This window comes from Duganella sp. SG902, from assembly GCF_013376005.1.
In the GTDB taxonomy this organism is placed as follows: Bacteria; Pseudomonadota; Gammaproteobacteria; order Burkholderiales; family Burkholderiaceae_D; genus Rugamonas.
Window position 1 is genome coordinate 222563 of sequence record NZ_JABMJK010000011.1, and the last position, 13019, is coordinate 235581.

Annotated in this window: 12 protein-coding genes and 1 pseudogene; 4 read left to right on the forward strand and 9 right to left on the reverse strand. The window is 63.2% G+C overall.

Going from position 1 to position 13019, the window contains the following annotated elements; translation table 11 throughout:
- Window positions 1-6: 6 nt before the first annotated feature.
- A complete protein-coding gene (locus FHW83_RS22270; protein ID WP_176648543.1) occupies window positions 7-966 on the forward strand; it encodes a DMT family transporter in 960 nt (319 codons plus the stop codon).
- Here the strand turns inward: FHW83_RS22270 and FHW83_RS22275 are convergent.
- The 7 genes from FHW83_RS22275 to FHW83_RS22305 all read right to left on the reverse strand — a co-directional run bounded on the left by FHW83_RS22275 (window position 963) and on the right by FHW83_RS22305 (window position 9160).
- Window positions 963-1583 carry an LON peptidase substrate-binding domain-containing protein gene (locus tag FHW83_RS22275; RefSeq protein ID WP_176648544.1) on the reverse strand — a complete coding sequence of 207 codons (621 nt, stop codon included), beginning with the start codon at window positions 1581-1583 and terminating at the stop codon, window positions 963-965. The genes FHW83_RS22270 and FHW83_RS22275 overlap by 4 nt on opposite strands.
- A 34-nt stretch (window positions 1584-1617) precedes the next feature.
- Window positions 1618-2820 (reverse strand): amidohydrolase family protein, encoded by a 1203-nt coding sequence (locus FHW83_RS22280; RefSeq protein WP_176648545.1) that lies wholly within the window; start codon window positions 2818-2820, stop codon window positions 1618-1620.
- 105 nt (window positions 2821-2925) lie between these two features.
- Window positions 2926-3216: an H-NS family nucleoid-associated regulatory protein gene (locus FHW83_RS22285; RefSeq protein ID WP_176648546.1), complete on the reverse strand. Its 291-nt coding sequence runs from the start codon at window positions 3214-3216 to the stop codon at window positions 2926-2928.
- A 171-nt stretch (window positions 3217-3387) separates the two neighbouring features.
- Entirely contained in the window at window positions 3388-4302 is a 915-nt protein-coding gene (locus FHW83_RS22290) for a LysR family transcriptional regulator (protein ID WP_176648547.1), read from the reverse strand.
- Window positions 4303-6573 (reverse strand): GAF domain-containing protein, encoded by a 2271-nt coding sequence (locus FHW83_RS22295; protein WP_176648548.1) that lies wholly within the window; start codon window positions 6571-6573, stop codon window positions 4303-4305.
- Complete coding sequence (locus FHW83_RS22300; RefSeq protein ID WP_229224306.1) at window positions 6570-6917, reverse strand: hypothetical protein; 348 nt, start codon at window positions 6915-6917, stop codon at window positions 6570-6572. Before FHW83_RS22300 ends, FHW83_RS22295 begins: the two co-directional genes overlap by 4 nt.
- 41 nt (window positions 6918-6958) lie before the next feature.
- On the reverse strand, window positions 6959-9160 hold the full coding sequence (locus FHW83_RS22305) for a TonB-dependent siderophore receptor (protein WP_176648549.1): 2202 nt from the start codon (window positions 9158-9160) through the stop codon (window positions 6959-6961).
- A gap of 174 nt (window positions 9161-9334) precedes the next feature.
- Between FHW83_RS22305 and asd the strand changes: the two genes are divergently transcribed.
- The gene (gene asd, locus FHW83_RS22310; protein WP_176648550.1) at window positions 9335-10180 is read left to right on the forward strand and encodes an archaetidylserine decarboxylase; all 846 of its coding nucleotides are present in this window, start codon (window positions 9335-9337) and stop codon (window positions 10178-10180) included.
- Here the strand turns inward: asd and FHW83_RS22315 are convergent.
- The gene (locus FHW83_RS22315) at window positions 10173-11081 is read right to left on the reverse strand and encodes a LysR family transcriptional regulator (protein ID WP_176648551.1); all 909 of its coding nucleotides are present in this window, start codon (window positions 11079-11081) and stop codon (window positions 10173-10175) included. The genes asd and FHW83_RS22315 overlap by 8 nt on opposite strands.
- Window positions 11082-11197: 116 nt before the next feature.
- Between FHW83_RS22315 and FHW83_RS22320 the strand changes: the two genes are divergently transcribed.
- Both FHW83_RS22320 and FHW83_RS22325 read left to right on the forward strand, forming a co-directional pair.
- On the forward strand, window positions 11198-11797 hold the full coding sequence (locus tag FHW83_RS22320) for an FMN-dependent NADH-azoreductase (protein WP_176648552.1): 600 nt from the start codon (window positions 11198-11200) through the stop codon (window positions 11795-11797).
- Between the two features lie 14 nt (window positions 11798-11811).
- Window positions 11812-12681 carry a pirin family protein gene (locus FHW83_RS22325; RefSeq protein ID WP_176648553.1) on the forward strand — a complete coding sequence of 290 codons (870 nt, stop codon included), beginning with the start codon at window positions 11812-11814 and terminating at the stop codon, window positions 12679-12681.
- Between the two features lie 99 nt (window positions 12682-12780).
- On the opposite strand, the pseudogene FHW83_RS30520 reads toward FHW83_RS22325, so the two are convergent.
- Window positions 12781-13019, reverse strand: a pseudogene (locus FHW83_RS30520) (hypothetical protein); the annotation flags it as partial.

A 13019-nucleotide genomic window follows, 5' to 3' on the forward strand; every position in this document is an offset into this window, starting at 1 on the left:
CCAACCATGTGGCACGGCGTGTTGTGCGGTTTATTGGCGGGCGCCATGTGGGGCATGGTGTTCGTCACGCCGGTATTTTTAAGCGCGTTCACGCCGCTGGAAATGGCCTGCGGCCGCTACATCGCCTACGGCCTGATCGCCGCCGGGCTGATGGGATCGCGCCTGCCGGCGCTGCTGCGCCGGCTTGATCGCGACGACGTCATCGCCATGGTCAAGCACGCGCTGGCCGGCAACATCGTCTACTACATGCTGCTGGCGCTCGGCGTGAAGCTGGCCGGCGTGGCCGCCACCTCGCTGATCATCGGCGTGCTGCCGATTTCCGTCACGCTGATGGGTCACAAGGATCACGGCTCGGTGCCGCTCAGGCAATTGACGCTGCCGCTGCTGCTGGTCGCGGCCGGCATCGCCTGCATCAATATCGACGTCTTCACGCATGACGTCGGCAACGCCATGCCGCTGGCGCACAAGCTGGTGGGCGTGCTGTGCGCGGCCGGCGCGCTGCTGTGCTGGACCTGGTACTCGGTCGACAACGCGCGCTACCTCAAGCGCAATCCGCATTTCAGCAGCGGCGAGTGGTCGTCGCTGTACGGCATCTCCAGCGGCCTGATCGCGCTGGCGATCGCCGTGGCGGCGCTGGCCATCTTCCATGGCGACGTGACCGGCGCGGCCGCGGTCGCCAGCGGTCGCGACTGGGGCGTGTTCTGGATCGTCAACGCCCTGCTGGCACTGGGCGCCTCGGTGATCGGCAACCACCTGTGGAACATCGCCAGCCGCAAGGTGCCGCTGACCTTGTCCGGCCAGTTGATCCTGTTTGAAACGCTGTTCGCGCTGCTGTACGGCTTTATCTACAAGCAGCAGCTGCCGCGCGCGCTGGAGATCGCCGCCATCGTGCTGCTGATCGCCGGGGTGATGTGGTCGGTACGTGTGCATGCGCTGGACGATCCCAGCGAAGCGCACGCCGATTAGTGATTGTCGAGCAGGCCGTTCTCGCTCAGCACGTCCTGCACCAGCTCCAGCCGCAGCACCGGATTTTCCTGCAGCAGCAGGCGCTGTTTCTCTTCCATGTCCAGCCGCAGCAGCTCGCACCAGCGGTTGGCCACCCAGCCGGCCTCGTCCAGCCGGTACGGCGGCGCCAGCGACATGTTGGCGGTGGAGATCTGCTTCTTCTGCAGCGAGCGGATCAGCGCGCCGAGCGCGTTGGCCACGTCCTGCTGCTCGGTCGGGATCGGCACGACCATGTCCTCCGCCACCTCCTCCACCTCGGCCATCCACAGGCCGTGCTTGAGCTGCTCGGCCGACTTGACCTGGAAACGGGTGGTGCCGATGCAGGAAATCTGCAGCAGTCCCGGCAGCGGCGCGCTCCAGTCGATGATGCGCGCCATGGTGCCGCAGGCGGACAGGGTTTCATGCTGGTCGGGCACGCGCACCTCGCTGCCGTCCAGCAGCGAGACCACACCGAACTCCTCGCCCTTGGCGATGCAGCGTTTGACCAGGTCGAGATAGCGCACTTCGAACACCTGCAGCGGCAAATGGCCGTCAGGGAACAGGATGGTTTTCAGCGGAAAAAGAGGGATCGATGGCATTTCGCTATCATCTCACGAAATGGCTGACCTCGGCTCATGGACGACGGAAAATCGTGCCGTTCTTGATGACCATTTGCACTTTTCTCAAGGCCCCGATGTCTTGCGTCGGGTCGCCCCGCACCGCCACCACGTCGGCCAGGTAGCCTTCGCGCAATTGGCCCAGCGCCGGCTGGCCAAGCACGGCCGCGTTGACCACGGTGGCCGCGCGCAAGGCCTCGAGCGGCGTCATGCCAAGTTTGACCATCCACTCCAGCTCGCGCGCGTTGTCGCCGTGGGCGAAGACGCCGACGTCGCTGCCGTTGCCGATCACCACACCCAGCTTGCGCGCCAGCTGGAAAGCGCGGGCGGCGGCCTGCATCGATGGCGTCGGCGCTCCGCCGCGCTGATATTTCTGAAAGTATTCGCTGGTGGCCTCGGGCGCGGTCAGCGTCGGGAAATAGGCGACGTGGCGCTCCGCCATCAGCTTGAACGTGGCTTCGGTGCCACCGTAGCCATGCTCGATGGTGTCGACGCCGGCCAGCGCGGAACGGCGCATGCCTTCGTCGGTGCTGGCGTGCGAGGCCACCTTGCGCCCGGATTCATGCGCGGCCTGCACCAGCGCGTTCAATTCGGCCTGCGAAAAGGTCGCGTACGCGCCGCCGTCCGGGCCGGTGCGGTAATCGGCATACACCTTGATCCAGTCCGCGCCGCGCGCGCCCTGCTCGCGCACCGCCCTCACCACCTCGTCGACGCCGCTGGCTTCCTGCGCCCCCTTGGGCAGGTCGACATCGGCGCGGTAGGAACGCGGCGAGGGCCCATAACTGCCGCTGGCCACAATCGCGCGCGTGGCGATGAACAGGCGCGGCCCGGGAATCACACCGTCGTTAATGGCTTTTTTGATCGAGACATCGGCGTACATGGCGCCTTCGGTGCCCAGGTCGCGCAAGGTGGTGAATCCGGCCTGCAGCGTGGCGGCGGCGTGACGGCCCGCCAGCAGCGTGCGGTATTCAACCGGCTCCTTTAAAACCTGATCGTCCCACGAGGTTTCGTTATAAGGATGCAGCAGCACATGCGAGTGCAAATCCATTAAACCGGGGATCAGTGTGGCGTCCGGCAGACTGATGCGTTCGGCGCCGGCCGGGATATTGATTTTGTCGGCGGGGCCGACGGCGGCGATCTTGTCGCCGCTGATCAGCACAGCCCAATTGGCGTGGGGCTGGCCTTCGCCAGTCCAGACCCGTGCCGGGCTTAACACCATATCCGCCGCATACGTGGCGGGCGAGAATATGCCTATTAAGGCGGAGAATAATAAGGCAAGACGGTTGCGCTTCAATATAAACTCCGCCACGGCTAGCGGGAGGAATTACTTGATCAGATAATCGTCTTTGTTCTTACCTTCCAGCCATTTCGGCGCGCGGCCACGGCCGGTCCAGGTTTGGCCGGTGGCATCGTCACGATACTTGGTTGGCACCGGTGCGCGTGGCTTGGACGTTTTAACCTTGGTTACGCCGCCCAGATCCGCGATGGTCAGGCCGTATTCACGCATGATCGCGGTGACTTTTTCTTTCGCCTGTGCAATTTCATTTTTGCGGGCGGTTTCGGCCAGATTCTCCAGTTCAGCGATCTTCGCTTTGTATTCCTGGTAAGTCGTCATCTTAATTCCTTCTTTTCGATAGGTTAGATTCTAAAAAACACCACGAGTGACAATCCGTGACATTTGATAGGCGCAATTTACCATAACTTTGCGGCCGCACTCCAGATATATCCCAATATAGTGATAAAAATGAATATTTTCCACCACTGCGGGAGAATATAAAAGCCGGTTTCATTCGCATAGGGGGCGCAACTGTATTCCGTCCACGACAACCTTGCGGATTAAATTGGCGAGGCGGCATGTGGCGGGCCCGGCTAATTCCGGATTGGCCACCACCAGCGATAAGGAAAGCTTACGGCGCTGCCCTACGCGCAAGGGCAAAGGCTTCAGCAAGCCCTGCTCCAATTGATGCTGGATTTTGTGCTCGGCCAGCCAGCCAAAGCCGATTCCATTACAAATCATTTCCATGCGAGTATGCGGGCTGGTAACGCTCCAGCGTTGGTTACTATTCAGCCAACCATGGTCGCGCGGATTCAAGGTGCCGGAATCGCGCACCACGATATGCAGATTGCGGCTTAAATCATCGGCTTCGAGCTCGCGCCCCAGCGCATGCAGCGGATGACAAGGATGGGCCACCGCGACAAATTCAATATCCATTAATGCGTCGCCCAGAAAACCCGATGGAATACGGCTGACGATCGCGATATCCACGCGTTTTTCCAATAACGCATCCTCCGAGCCGGATAACACCGTCTCCTCCAGATTAACCCGCGTATGCCGGGCCCACGGTTCAAAATCGCGCAACACCTGGACCAGCAGTTCCACTGGAAACAGACTATCGACGGCTATACTGACTTGCGGCTCCCAGCCTTCGGCCAAACTACTGGCCAATTGCTCCAGTTGAAAAGCGTCGCCCAATAACTCGCGCGCCTTGATTAACAGCGCCTCGCCATTTTTAGTCAGGCGCGCGCGCCGGCCGTCGATTTCGAGTAATTCCACGCCCAGTTGTTCCTGCAACTTGGCCACCATGTAACTTACCGACGACTGGCTGCGATGCAGGGCTTCCGCCGCCTGCGCATAACCGCCGCATTCGACAATCGCCTGTAATACCTGCCATTGCTCCAACGTACTCCGGGGTATTTTCATTCACTTGGATTCCATGATAAATGTGCCGTCCCAATCCGCCGGCGGCGGGTTGACGGCCATATGGCGGCAGCGCGCCACATACAACTCCGCGACCTGGTCGCGCGGGTTAAGCGCCAGCACCTCCTCGAACAATTGACAGGCCGCGTTCCAGTTGCGCTTGCGATAGCTTTGCAAGCCGTTGCGGAACAAGCCCATGGCCTCCGGCAACGCCGGATAGCTGTCCTCGGTGTGATAATCCAGCACCTCGTAGATCGACACCGGCCTGGTCTTGCCCTTGACCACCACGATATCGACCTCGCGCGTGCGGTAGGTGCCGCGCAGCGCGCGATAGGTGAATTCGCTGATCAGGATGCGCGCGCCATACTGCTTGCAGGCCGACTCCAGCCGCGCCGCCAGATTCACGCCGTCGCCGATGATGGTGTAGTCCATGCGCTTCTTGGAGCCGATATTGCCGGACACCACCTGGTCGGTATTCAGACCGATGCCGATCTCCACCGGCGGCTTGCCCTCGCCGGCCCGCGCCAGGTTCCACGCGCGCAATTCGTTGACCATGGCGATGGCCGCGCGCACGGCGCGGTCCGGGTCGTCCTCATGGCCGACCGGGATGCCGAAGGCGGCCATGATGGCGTCGCCGATGAACTTGTCCAGCATGCCTTCTTCGCGCTGGATGCAGTCGACCATCAGCGTGAAATATTCGTTCAGCATGGTCACCGTGCCCTGCGCGCCCAGTTGCTCGGTGATGGTGGTGAAGCTGCGAATATCCGAGAACAGCACCGTGGCCGGCACATTCTTCCCGCCCAGCATTTCAGCGCCATTGGCCACCATCTGATCGGCGATGCCGGGATCCATGTAGCGCGACATGGTCGAACGCAAGCGCTTTTCGCTGGAAATATCCTCGATCATCAACATCCAGCCGATGCGCTTCTTCTCCATCGACAGCAGCGGCTGCACGCTGAGATTGACCGAGCGGGTCTCCTCGCCCAGCTGCAGCTCCACATCCATCAGGTGTTCGGCCTCCTCGTGGACCTCCACCTGGCGCAGCTTGTCCATCATCCAGGCGTTGGCGGCGCCGAAGAACTCGCCCACGGCGCGGCCGACAATGGCCGCCGCCGTGGTGCGCAGGATGCGCAACCCGGCCTCGTTGCAGGTGACGATTTTCTCCTGGCTGTCCAGCGTGATCACGCCATTGGACATCGACTCCAGCATGGCCTCGTTGTAGTTCTTGATCTGCTGGACGTCGGCGAACAGCTTGGCGTTCTCCAGCGCGATCGAGATCTGCGCGGTGAAGGCGCGCAGGCGCGACTCATCCTCCGCGCTGAACGGCCCGCCGCGCTTGTTCAGCACCTGCGTCACGCCGATGATCTTGCCGGCCTTGTTGACGATCGGCACGCACAGGATGGAACGCGTGAAATAGCCGGTGCGCTTGTCGAACGCCGGATTGAAGCGCAGGTCGGCGTAGGCATAGGGAATGTTGATGGTCTTGCCCGAGGTGAACACCGCGCCGGCGATGCCGGCGTTATTGGGCAGGCGGATTTGCAACGATTCCAGCCCCTGCCCCACCTCCGACCACAGCTCGCCGGTTTTCTCATCGTTGAGGAACAAGGTCGAGCGCTCGGCGTTGAGCAGGCGCGTGGCCTCGCCCATCACCTTCTGCAGCAGCGAGCCGAGCTTGATATCGGCCGTGACCTCGGACACCACGTCGATGAACTCCATCTCCTGGCGGCGGATCTTCTTCATGCTTTCCAGGAAGCGCGCGCTTTGCAGCGCCAGCGTGCCCTGGGTGGTAAGCGCCTCCAGCAATTGCAGATCGCCGCGCGTGAACTTGCCGCGCCGCTTGTTCAGCGTTTGCGACACACCGATGATCTCGCCCTTGACCGTCTTGATCGGCACGCACAGGATGGTGCGGGTGACAAAGCCGGTCTGCTCGTCGATGGAACGGTTGAAACGCGGGTCGGCGTAAGCGTCGGCGATCATCACCGGCTCGCCGGTGGTGAACACGTGGCCGGCGATGCCGGTGTGGTTGAGGAAACGGATCTCGCGCTGGATATTGCCCTGCGCGACGCGGGAGAACAGCTCGCCGGTTTCGGCGTCGTTGAGGAACAGCGTGCCGCGCTCGGCGCCGAGCTCCTCCGTGGTCACCTCCACCAGCGCGGTGAGGATTTCATCGAGCGTATCGTAGGCCGCCATGCGGCGCGACACCTCCAGCAGCAGCTCCACCTGCCGCAAGCGCTTGCGCTGGGCGTTGAGGGCGGGCTGTTCGGCGGTGGTCATGCCTTGGACTCCAGCGCCACGCGCATGGCGCGTATGGTGTCGTGCAACTGGGCGATTTCCGCGTGATGACCGGCGGACGCGGCCTGCAGCGCATCGATGCGCTCCTGCGCGGCCTTTTCCAGGCTATTGCGCAACGCGACGATGGTGTCGCGCAACTGCAAAATATCACCCTGCGCGGCCGAGACCGCGTCCTGCACCTGGCGCTGGCGTTCCTGGTGCGCCAACTCCAGCTCGGCGCGCAGGGCCGCCACGGTGCGCTGCAAATCCCGCACCTCGGCCAGCGCCATCCGAAGACTGGCGTCGTCCGGCTGGAGCATATCGGTGGCGTCAGGATTATTTGGCATATTCCCTAGGCGAATGAATTCACCAAGGAATCATACCACCCTCAGAAGCGGGTCTCTACCGTTATGCGCAGCTGGGTTTCGCCGCTGGCCACCGTGGTGCGGTTGATGCTGCCGGTGGCGTCGTTGTAGAGGCTTTCGGTGGTGTAGTCCTGGGCCAACAGGTTCGACACCGCCACCCGCAGGCTGTTTTGCTGATCCAGCTTCCACAAGGCGTACACATCGAGGTCGCGCCGTACCGAGGTGTAGCCGCCTTGGGTGCCGCTCAGGCGCGCCAGGCCGCCATTGCGGAAGCTGAAATTGCTGCCGGTGCTCATCTGGCCATCAGGCGTCTTGTAATCGATGCCCAGCGTGGCGCTGAGCGGCACTTGCTGGTCAAGGCGGTTGTCAGGGCCGGGCACGCTGTCCACGCGCGACCAGTTGCGGCTGATGCTGGCGCGCAGATCCAGCTTCGGCGCGTCATCCATCAGCACGCTGGCGGGGAACTTGGCTTCCAGCTCGATGCCACGGGTTTCGGCGCGGCCATCGTTGATGGCGGTCGAGACCCAGCGCTGATCCTCGTAGAACAGGCCCTGATGGGTGTAATTCTCGATGCGGCGCACCGAGGCCGCCGCGCTCAGCAGGCCGCCGTCGCCCCAGTAATGCTCGAACGAGACATCGAGACCGAGCGCCAGCTCCGGCTTGAGATTCGGATTGCCGCGACGGTCCGGCTCGGTCGGGCTGTTGTTGGTCGACGTGAACTTGCGCGGGATCAGCGCGGCGGTGGACGGCGCCTTGTAAGTGCGCGTCAGCGCCAGGCGCACCTGGTCCTTCTTGTTGGGCAGCTTGATCAACGTCTGCATCAGCGGACTGAACACGCTGGAGCGGTTTTGCACGGCATCGATGCTATCGCCGTCAGCGCGCGTATCCAGGCCTTCCCAGCGCAAGCCCGTATAGACCGACCACAGCGGCGTGATATTCCACTCGTCCTGCCCGTACAGGGCAAGGCGGGTGACCTTGGCGGTAAAACCCTCGTCGCTGTTGATGGGCGAACTGCCCGGCAGGTCGGCGTCGCGCTGGACGCGGCTGTCATCGCGCTGGGTCACGCCGGCATCCCAGCCCATCGACAGCGCATGCTCGACCGCCTCGGCCCCGCCCTCGGCCGCCCTGGTGAAGGTGTAAGGCGTGGAATACTTGCCCTGTGTGCTGAAGCCCTGCTCCTCGCTGTCGCTGTGGACAGTGCGGTACAGTGTGGCCGGCAAGCCGTGGTTGCCGGCCAGTTGCAGCGAATCGGCCGTGCTGCGAGCCGTGCTGACGGCCGCTTTCAGATCGAACTTGGCGCCCTCCTCCAGCTTATGCACCCAGTTCAGATCGGTGCGGCCGAAGCCGTTGTGGTTGCTATAGGTATTATCGGTGCGGTCATAGTCCGGGCCCTGGCCGAACTCCACCTCGGTGCGGCCGTGGCTGTTGCTGGCGAAGGTATTCCAGTTCAGAAAGGTTTGCGAAGTCACCGTATCGCCATTATCGAGCGCCCAGTTAATGCGCGGCGACAGATTGAAGCCCTGGCCGCGTCCCTGATCGCGCCAGGTGGAGGCGCGCGCATAGCTTGGGACGCCGTCGGCGTCGGCGCCATCTTCCCAGGTCGGCGTCATGCGGTTATACATATAGCGCCAGGCGTTGCCGCCAAAGGAATACGACATGCCGTCGCGCTTGTCCGACATCTGCAGGCTCATGCTGGGCGAGCTGGACTTGCCGCCACGGGCCTGGCTGAACTTCAGTTCATGCTGGGCCGCCTTGAGCGCCTTCTTCAGCACGATATTGATGGTGCCGGCGATCGACTGCGTGCTGAATTCCGCGCTGGCCGCGCGCAGCACCTCGATGCGTTCGATCACCTCGGGCGCCAGCGACTCGATCGAAAAGCCGGCCGGCGCGCGCTCGCCGTTGATCAGGATCTGGGTATAGCCGGCGCCGAGGCCGCGCATGCGGATCTCGCCGCCATTGCGGCCGGGCGCGCCGCCGATGGTAATGCCGGGCAAGCGCTTGAGCACATCGTTGACGGAGGTATCGCCATACTTCTGGATCTCCTCGCTATTGACCACCGTCTTGCTAGCGGTATCATCGCGGCGCGCATCATACTTGGCGGCCGAGCCCTTGATCTCCACCTTCTGCATTTCCTCCTGCTTGGGCCGCTCCGCCTGCGCGCGCGCGGCGCCGGCGACGAAACAAAGGGAAAGAGCTGCGGCGACGGGTGTCAGGCGGATCGACATAATACAAATCGAGCAAGTTATAGGATGACAGAATTATGCCCTAACTCCGGGGTCAGGTCCGCCATTTCTACACGGCCTCAACAGCTGTGCTGTTGAGGCCGTGTAGAAATGGCGGACCTGACCCCGGAGTTGGACGTTATAATGCGCGATCGTTAATTTGTATGGATTGCTATCGTGTCCGACCGTCTTGCCGTTTTGCCGCAGTACCTGCTCCCCAAGGGCGCGCTGACCAATCTCGCCGGCCGCATCGCCGGCGCGCGCGCGGGCAACCGGACGACCTGGCTGATCCGGTGGTTCGTCGGCCGCTACAACGTCAATATGGCCGAGGCGCTCGATCCCGATATCGCCAACTACAAGACCTTTAACGAGTTCTTCACCCGCGCCCTGCGCCCCGATGCCCGCCCGCTGGCCGACGCCACCTACGTCTGCCCCGTCGATGGCCGCATCAGCCAGTTCGGCGATATCGAGGACGACCAGATTTTCCAGGCCAAGGGCCACCAGTTCAGCACCACCGCCCTGGTCGGCGGCGACGCCAGGCTGGCCGCGCAGTTCCAGCACGGCAGCTTCGCCAACCTGTACCTGAGCCCGCGCGACTACCACCGCATCCACATGCCGATCGACGGCAAGCTGACGCGCATGATTTATGTGCCGGGCGAGCTGTTCTCGGTCAACCCGACCACCGCGCGCGGCATCCCCGGCCTGTTCGCCCGCAACGAGCGCGTGGTGTGCGTGTTCGATACCGCCCACGGCCCGTTCGTGATGACGCTGGTCGGCGCCACCATCGTCGGCAGCATGGCCACCGTGTGGCATGGCGTGGTCAACCCGCCGCGCCTGCCGCAAGTCACCGAGTGGAAGTATGACGACCAGAACATCGTGCTGAAGAAAGGCGACGAGTTGGGCCGCTTCCTGCTCGGCTCCACCGTGGTCATGCTGTTCCAGAAGGATGTGCTGAAGTTCAATCCGGCCTGGCAGCCGGGCGGCCCGGTCCGCCTGGGCGAGGAAATGGCCCAGCTCAGGTAAGCACTTCCTGGCCGGCGAAGGCTTCTTCCAGCATATCGATAAACACCCGGGTCTTGGCCGGCATCAGCCGCCGCCCGGGGAACACCGCCCACCCCGTCACCTGCGGGAACGACCACTCTGGCAACACCCGCACCAGCTCCCCCCGCTGCAAATAAGGCCGCGCCACCGCCTCGGTCGAGGCGCCGATGCCGATCCCGGTCGCGGTCATCCGCACCAGCAATTCCGGCGAGTTGGCCAGCAGCCGCACCGGCAGGTCGCGCTGCCATTCGGTTTTGCCGCGCGCCATGTTCCAGCGGATCAATCCATTCACGCGTGGCGGCAAGCTCAGCAAATCGTGTTTGTACAAATCGTCCGGATGCTCAGGCAAGCCGCGCAGGTTGGTGTAGCGCGGCGAGGCGTACAGCGCCCACGAGCTGAAGGTGATGCGCCGCGCCGCCAGCGTGGCGTCGTCCGGCAGAGCGCCCATGCGGATGGCCAGGTCGAAGCCTTCCGCCACCAGGTCCACTCGGCGCGGCGACAAGTCCAGCTCCAGCGAGATGGCCGGGTAGCGGTCCATGAATTGCGCCAGTACCGCGCTGACCGCCACGTTGGCGAAGTCGGCCGGCATCGACACACGCAGCAGCCCGCTCGGCGCGCCCTGCCGGTGCTGCGCCAGCGCGCCGGCGGCCTCGGTTTCGTCCGCCACCTTGCGCGCGTGTTCCAGCAGACTGGCGCCGAACTCGGTCAGCACCAGCTTGCGCGTGGTGCGCTGGAGCAGGCGCTCGCCCAGCTTGCCCTCCAGCAGCGTGATGCGGCGCGATACCGTGGACTTGGGCAGTTGCACCCGCTCCGCCGCCAGGCTGAAACTGCCGCATTCCACAATCCGCGCAAACAACAGCAGGTCGCCAGGGTCGATTTCCATGATTGTTCCATTGGTGGATTAATGTTATCCATTTTAACGCCTTCCGAAAGGTATTTGAAACGATTAAAGTGACTCCATCGACGCAGCACTCAACCAGACACCTAAGGAGCAACGCCATGAACATCCTGCAAATCAACTCCAGCGCCCGCAGCACCGGTTCCGAATCGACCCGCCTGGCCGATGCCCTGGTCGCCAAAATCCGCGCCGCCAACCCGACCGCCGCCCTGACCCGCCGCGACCTGGCCGCCGATCCGCACCCTGTGCTGGACGAGCCCGCCCTGCAAGCCCTGTTCACCCCGGCCGACCAGCGCACCGCCGAGCAAGCCGCGCGCGTGGCCCTCGACGACGCCATGATCGCCCAGGTGCAGGCGGCCGACGTGATCGTGATCGGCGCCCCGACCTACAACTTCGGCATCACCGCCCAGCTGAAATCCTGGTTCGACGCGATTGCCCGCGCCGGCGTGACCTTCAAGTACGGCCCGACCGGCCCGATCGGCCTGCTGACCGGCAAGAAAGTCTACGTGGCCCTGTCGCGTGGCGGCCTGCACCGTGACGGCCCGACCGACACCCAGCTGGCGCACATCAAGATGTTCCTGAGCTTTGTCGGCCTGACCGATGTGCAGTACGTGTTCGCCGAAGGCCTGGGCATGGGTCCGGAAGCCGTGGCCAAGGCGCAAGCCCAGGCCGAAGCGGAAATCAACGCCATTTTGGTATAACCAAGGAGAAGGACATGACCGATCAAGTCAACACCCCACGCAGCGTGGAACGCATCATCACCGGCCAGGCCGTCATGGACGGCGCGGGCGTGAAGATCAACCGTGTCCTGACGCAATCGCTGCAGCGCCGCCTGGATCCGTTCCTGATGCTCGATAACTTCGGCAGCGACCAGGCCAACGATTACATCGCCGGTTTCCCCAGCCATCCGCATCGCGGCTTCGAGACGGTGACCTATATGATCGAAGGCCGCATGCGCCACAAGGACAGCGCCGGCAACGAAGGCTTGCTGACCAACGGCGGCGTGCAATGGATGACGGCCGGCCGCGGCGTGATCCACTCGGAAATGCCGGAGCAGGAAAACGGCGTGATGGAAGGCTTCCAGCTGTGGCTCAACCTGCCAGCCAGGGACAAAATGCGCGAGCCATGGTATCGCGATTTCAATGGCGCCGACGTGCCCGTTTTCACCACCGAGCAAGGCGCGCAAGTGAAAGTGATCGCGGGCCGCAGCCACGGCGTGGACGGCGCCGTGCTGCGCGAGGTGACCGAGCCGCTGTATCTGGACGTGCACCTGCCGGCCGGCGCCAGCTTCAGCCAGCTGCTGCCGGAAGGCCACAACGCCTTCCTCTTCACCTATCGTGGATCGGTGAACGTGGACGACAAGGCGGTGGCGTCGGGCCGCATGGCGATCCTGGCCAACACCAAGGGCGCGGATGGGGTGGTCGTCAGCGCCGATGAGGCCAGCCGCTTCATCCTCATCGCCGGTCAGCCGTTGAACGAGCCGATCGCGCAATACGGCCCGTTCGTGATGAACACCCAGGCGGAAATCTTCGCCGCCGTCGAAGACTTCCGCGCCGGCAAGCTGGGTGAAGAAGCCAAAGCCTGACGCGAATGCCGCTAAGTTAAGCTCTTTTGGCCGCGAACCGATGAGCCGTCATTCCCGCCTTCGCGCACTGCTGTCCGGAATAATTTTGTTGACATGGTTTCAAAAGAGTGAAGGTTGCAGTTGTGCGAATTCCTCCATCTGGCGGCGTCGTCGTCGGTATCCCGATATTTCAGTCTCGGCGCGCTGAAATAAGGTAGCGCGCACAACGCACAAGCATTCCCACATGCTTTGCCGGGGAGAACTCCGTTGGCGATGCAGTTCGACGAGTAAGTAGCTAATGAGGGCTGTGAGCATTTGGATGCGGACGGCGTTTTCGCTGCGCCCCAGGAACCGTTTGA

Bases quoted from the DNA above. Each gene is read 5' to 3' on its own strand.
- FHW83_RS22270 (WP_176648543.1), top strand. From the start codon at position 7: ATGTGGCACGGCGTGTTGTGCGGTTTATTGGCGGGCGCCATGTGGGGC.
- FHW83_RS22275 (WP_176648544.1), bottom strand. From the start codon at position 1,583: ATGCCATCGATCCCTCTTTTTCCGCTGAAAACCATCCTGTTCCCTGAC.
- FHW83_RS22280 (WP_176648545.1), bottom strand. From the start codon at position 2,820: ATGGTGTTAAGCCCGGCACGGGTCTGGACTGGCGAAGGCCAGCCCCAC.
- FHW83_RS22285 (WP_176648546.1), bottom strand. From the start codon at position 3,216: ATGACGACTTACCAGGAATACAAAGCGAAGATCGCTGAACTGGAGAAT.
- FHW83_RS22290 (WP_176648547.1), bottom strand. From the start codon at position 4,302: ATGAAAATACCCCGGAGTACGTTGGAGCAATGGCAGGTATTACAGGCG.
- FHW83_RS22295 (WP_176648548.1), bottom strand. From the start codon at position 6,573: ATGACCACCGCCGAACAGCCCGCCCTCAACGCCCAGCGCAAGCGCTTG.
- FHW83_RS22300 (WP_229224306.1), bottom strand. From the start codon at position 6,917: ATGCCAAATAATCCTGACGCCACCGATATGCTCCAGCCGGACGACGCC.
- FHW83_RS22305 (WP_176648549.1), bottom strand. From the start codon at position 9,160: ATGTCGATCCGCCTGACACCCGTCGCCGCAGCTCTTTCCCTTTGTTTC.
- FHW83_RS22315 (WP_176648551.1), bottom strand. From the start codon at position 11,081: ATGGAAATCGACCCTGGCGACCTGCTGTTGTTTGCGCGGATTGTGGAA.
- FHW83_RS22320 (WP_176648552.1), top strand. From the start codon at position 11,198: ATGAACATCCTGCAAATCAACTCCAGCGCCCGCAGCACCGGTTCCGAA.
- FHW83_RS22325 (WP_176648553.1), top strand. From the start codon at position 11,812: ATGACCGATCAAGTCAACACCCCACGCAGCGTGGAACGCATCATCACC.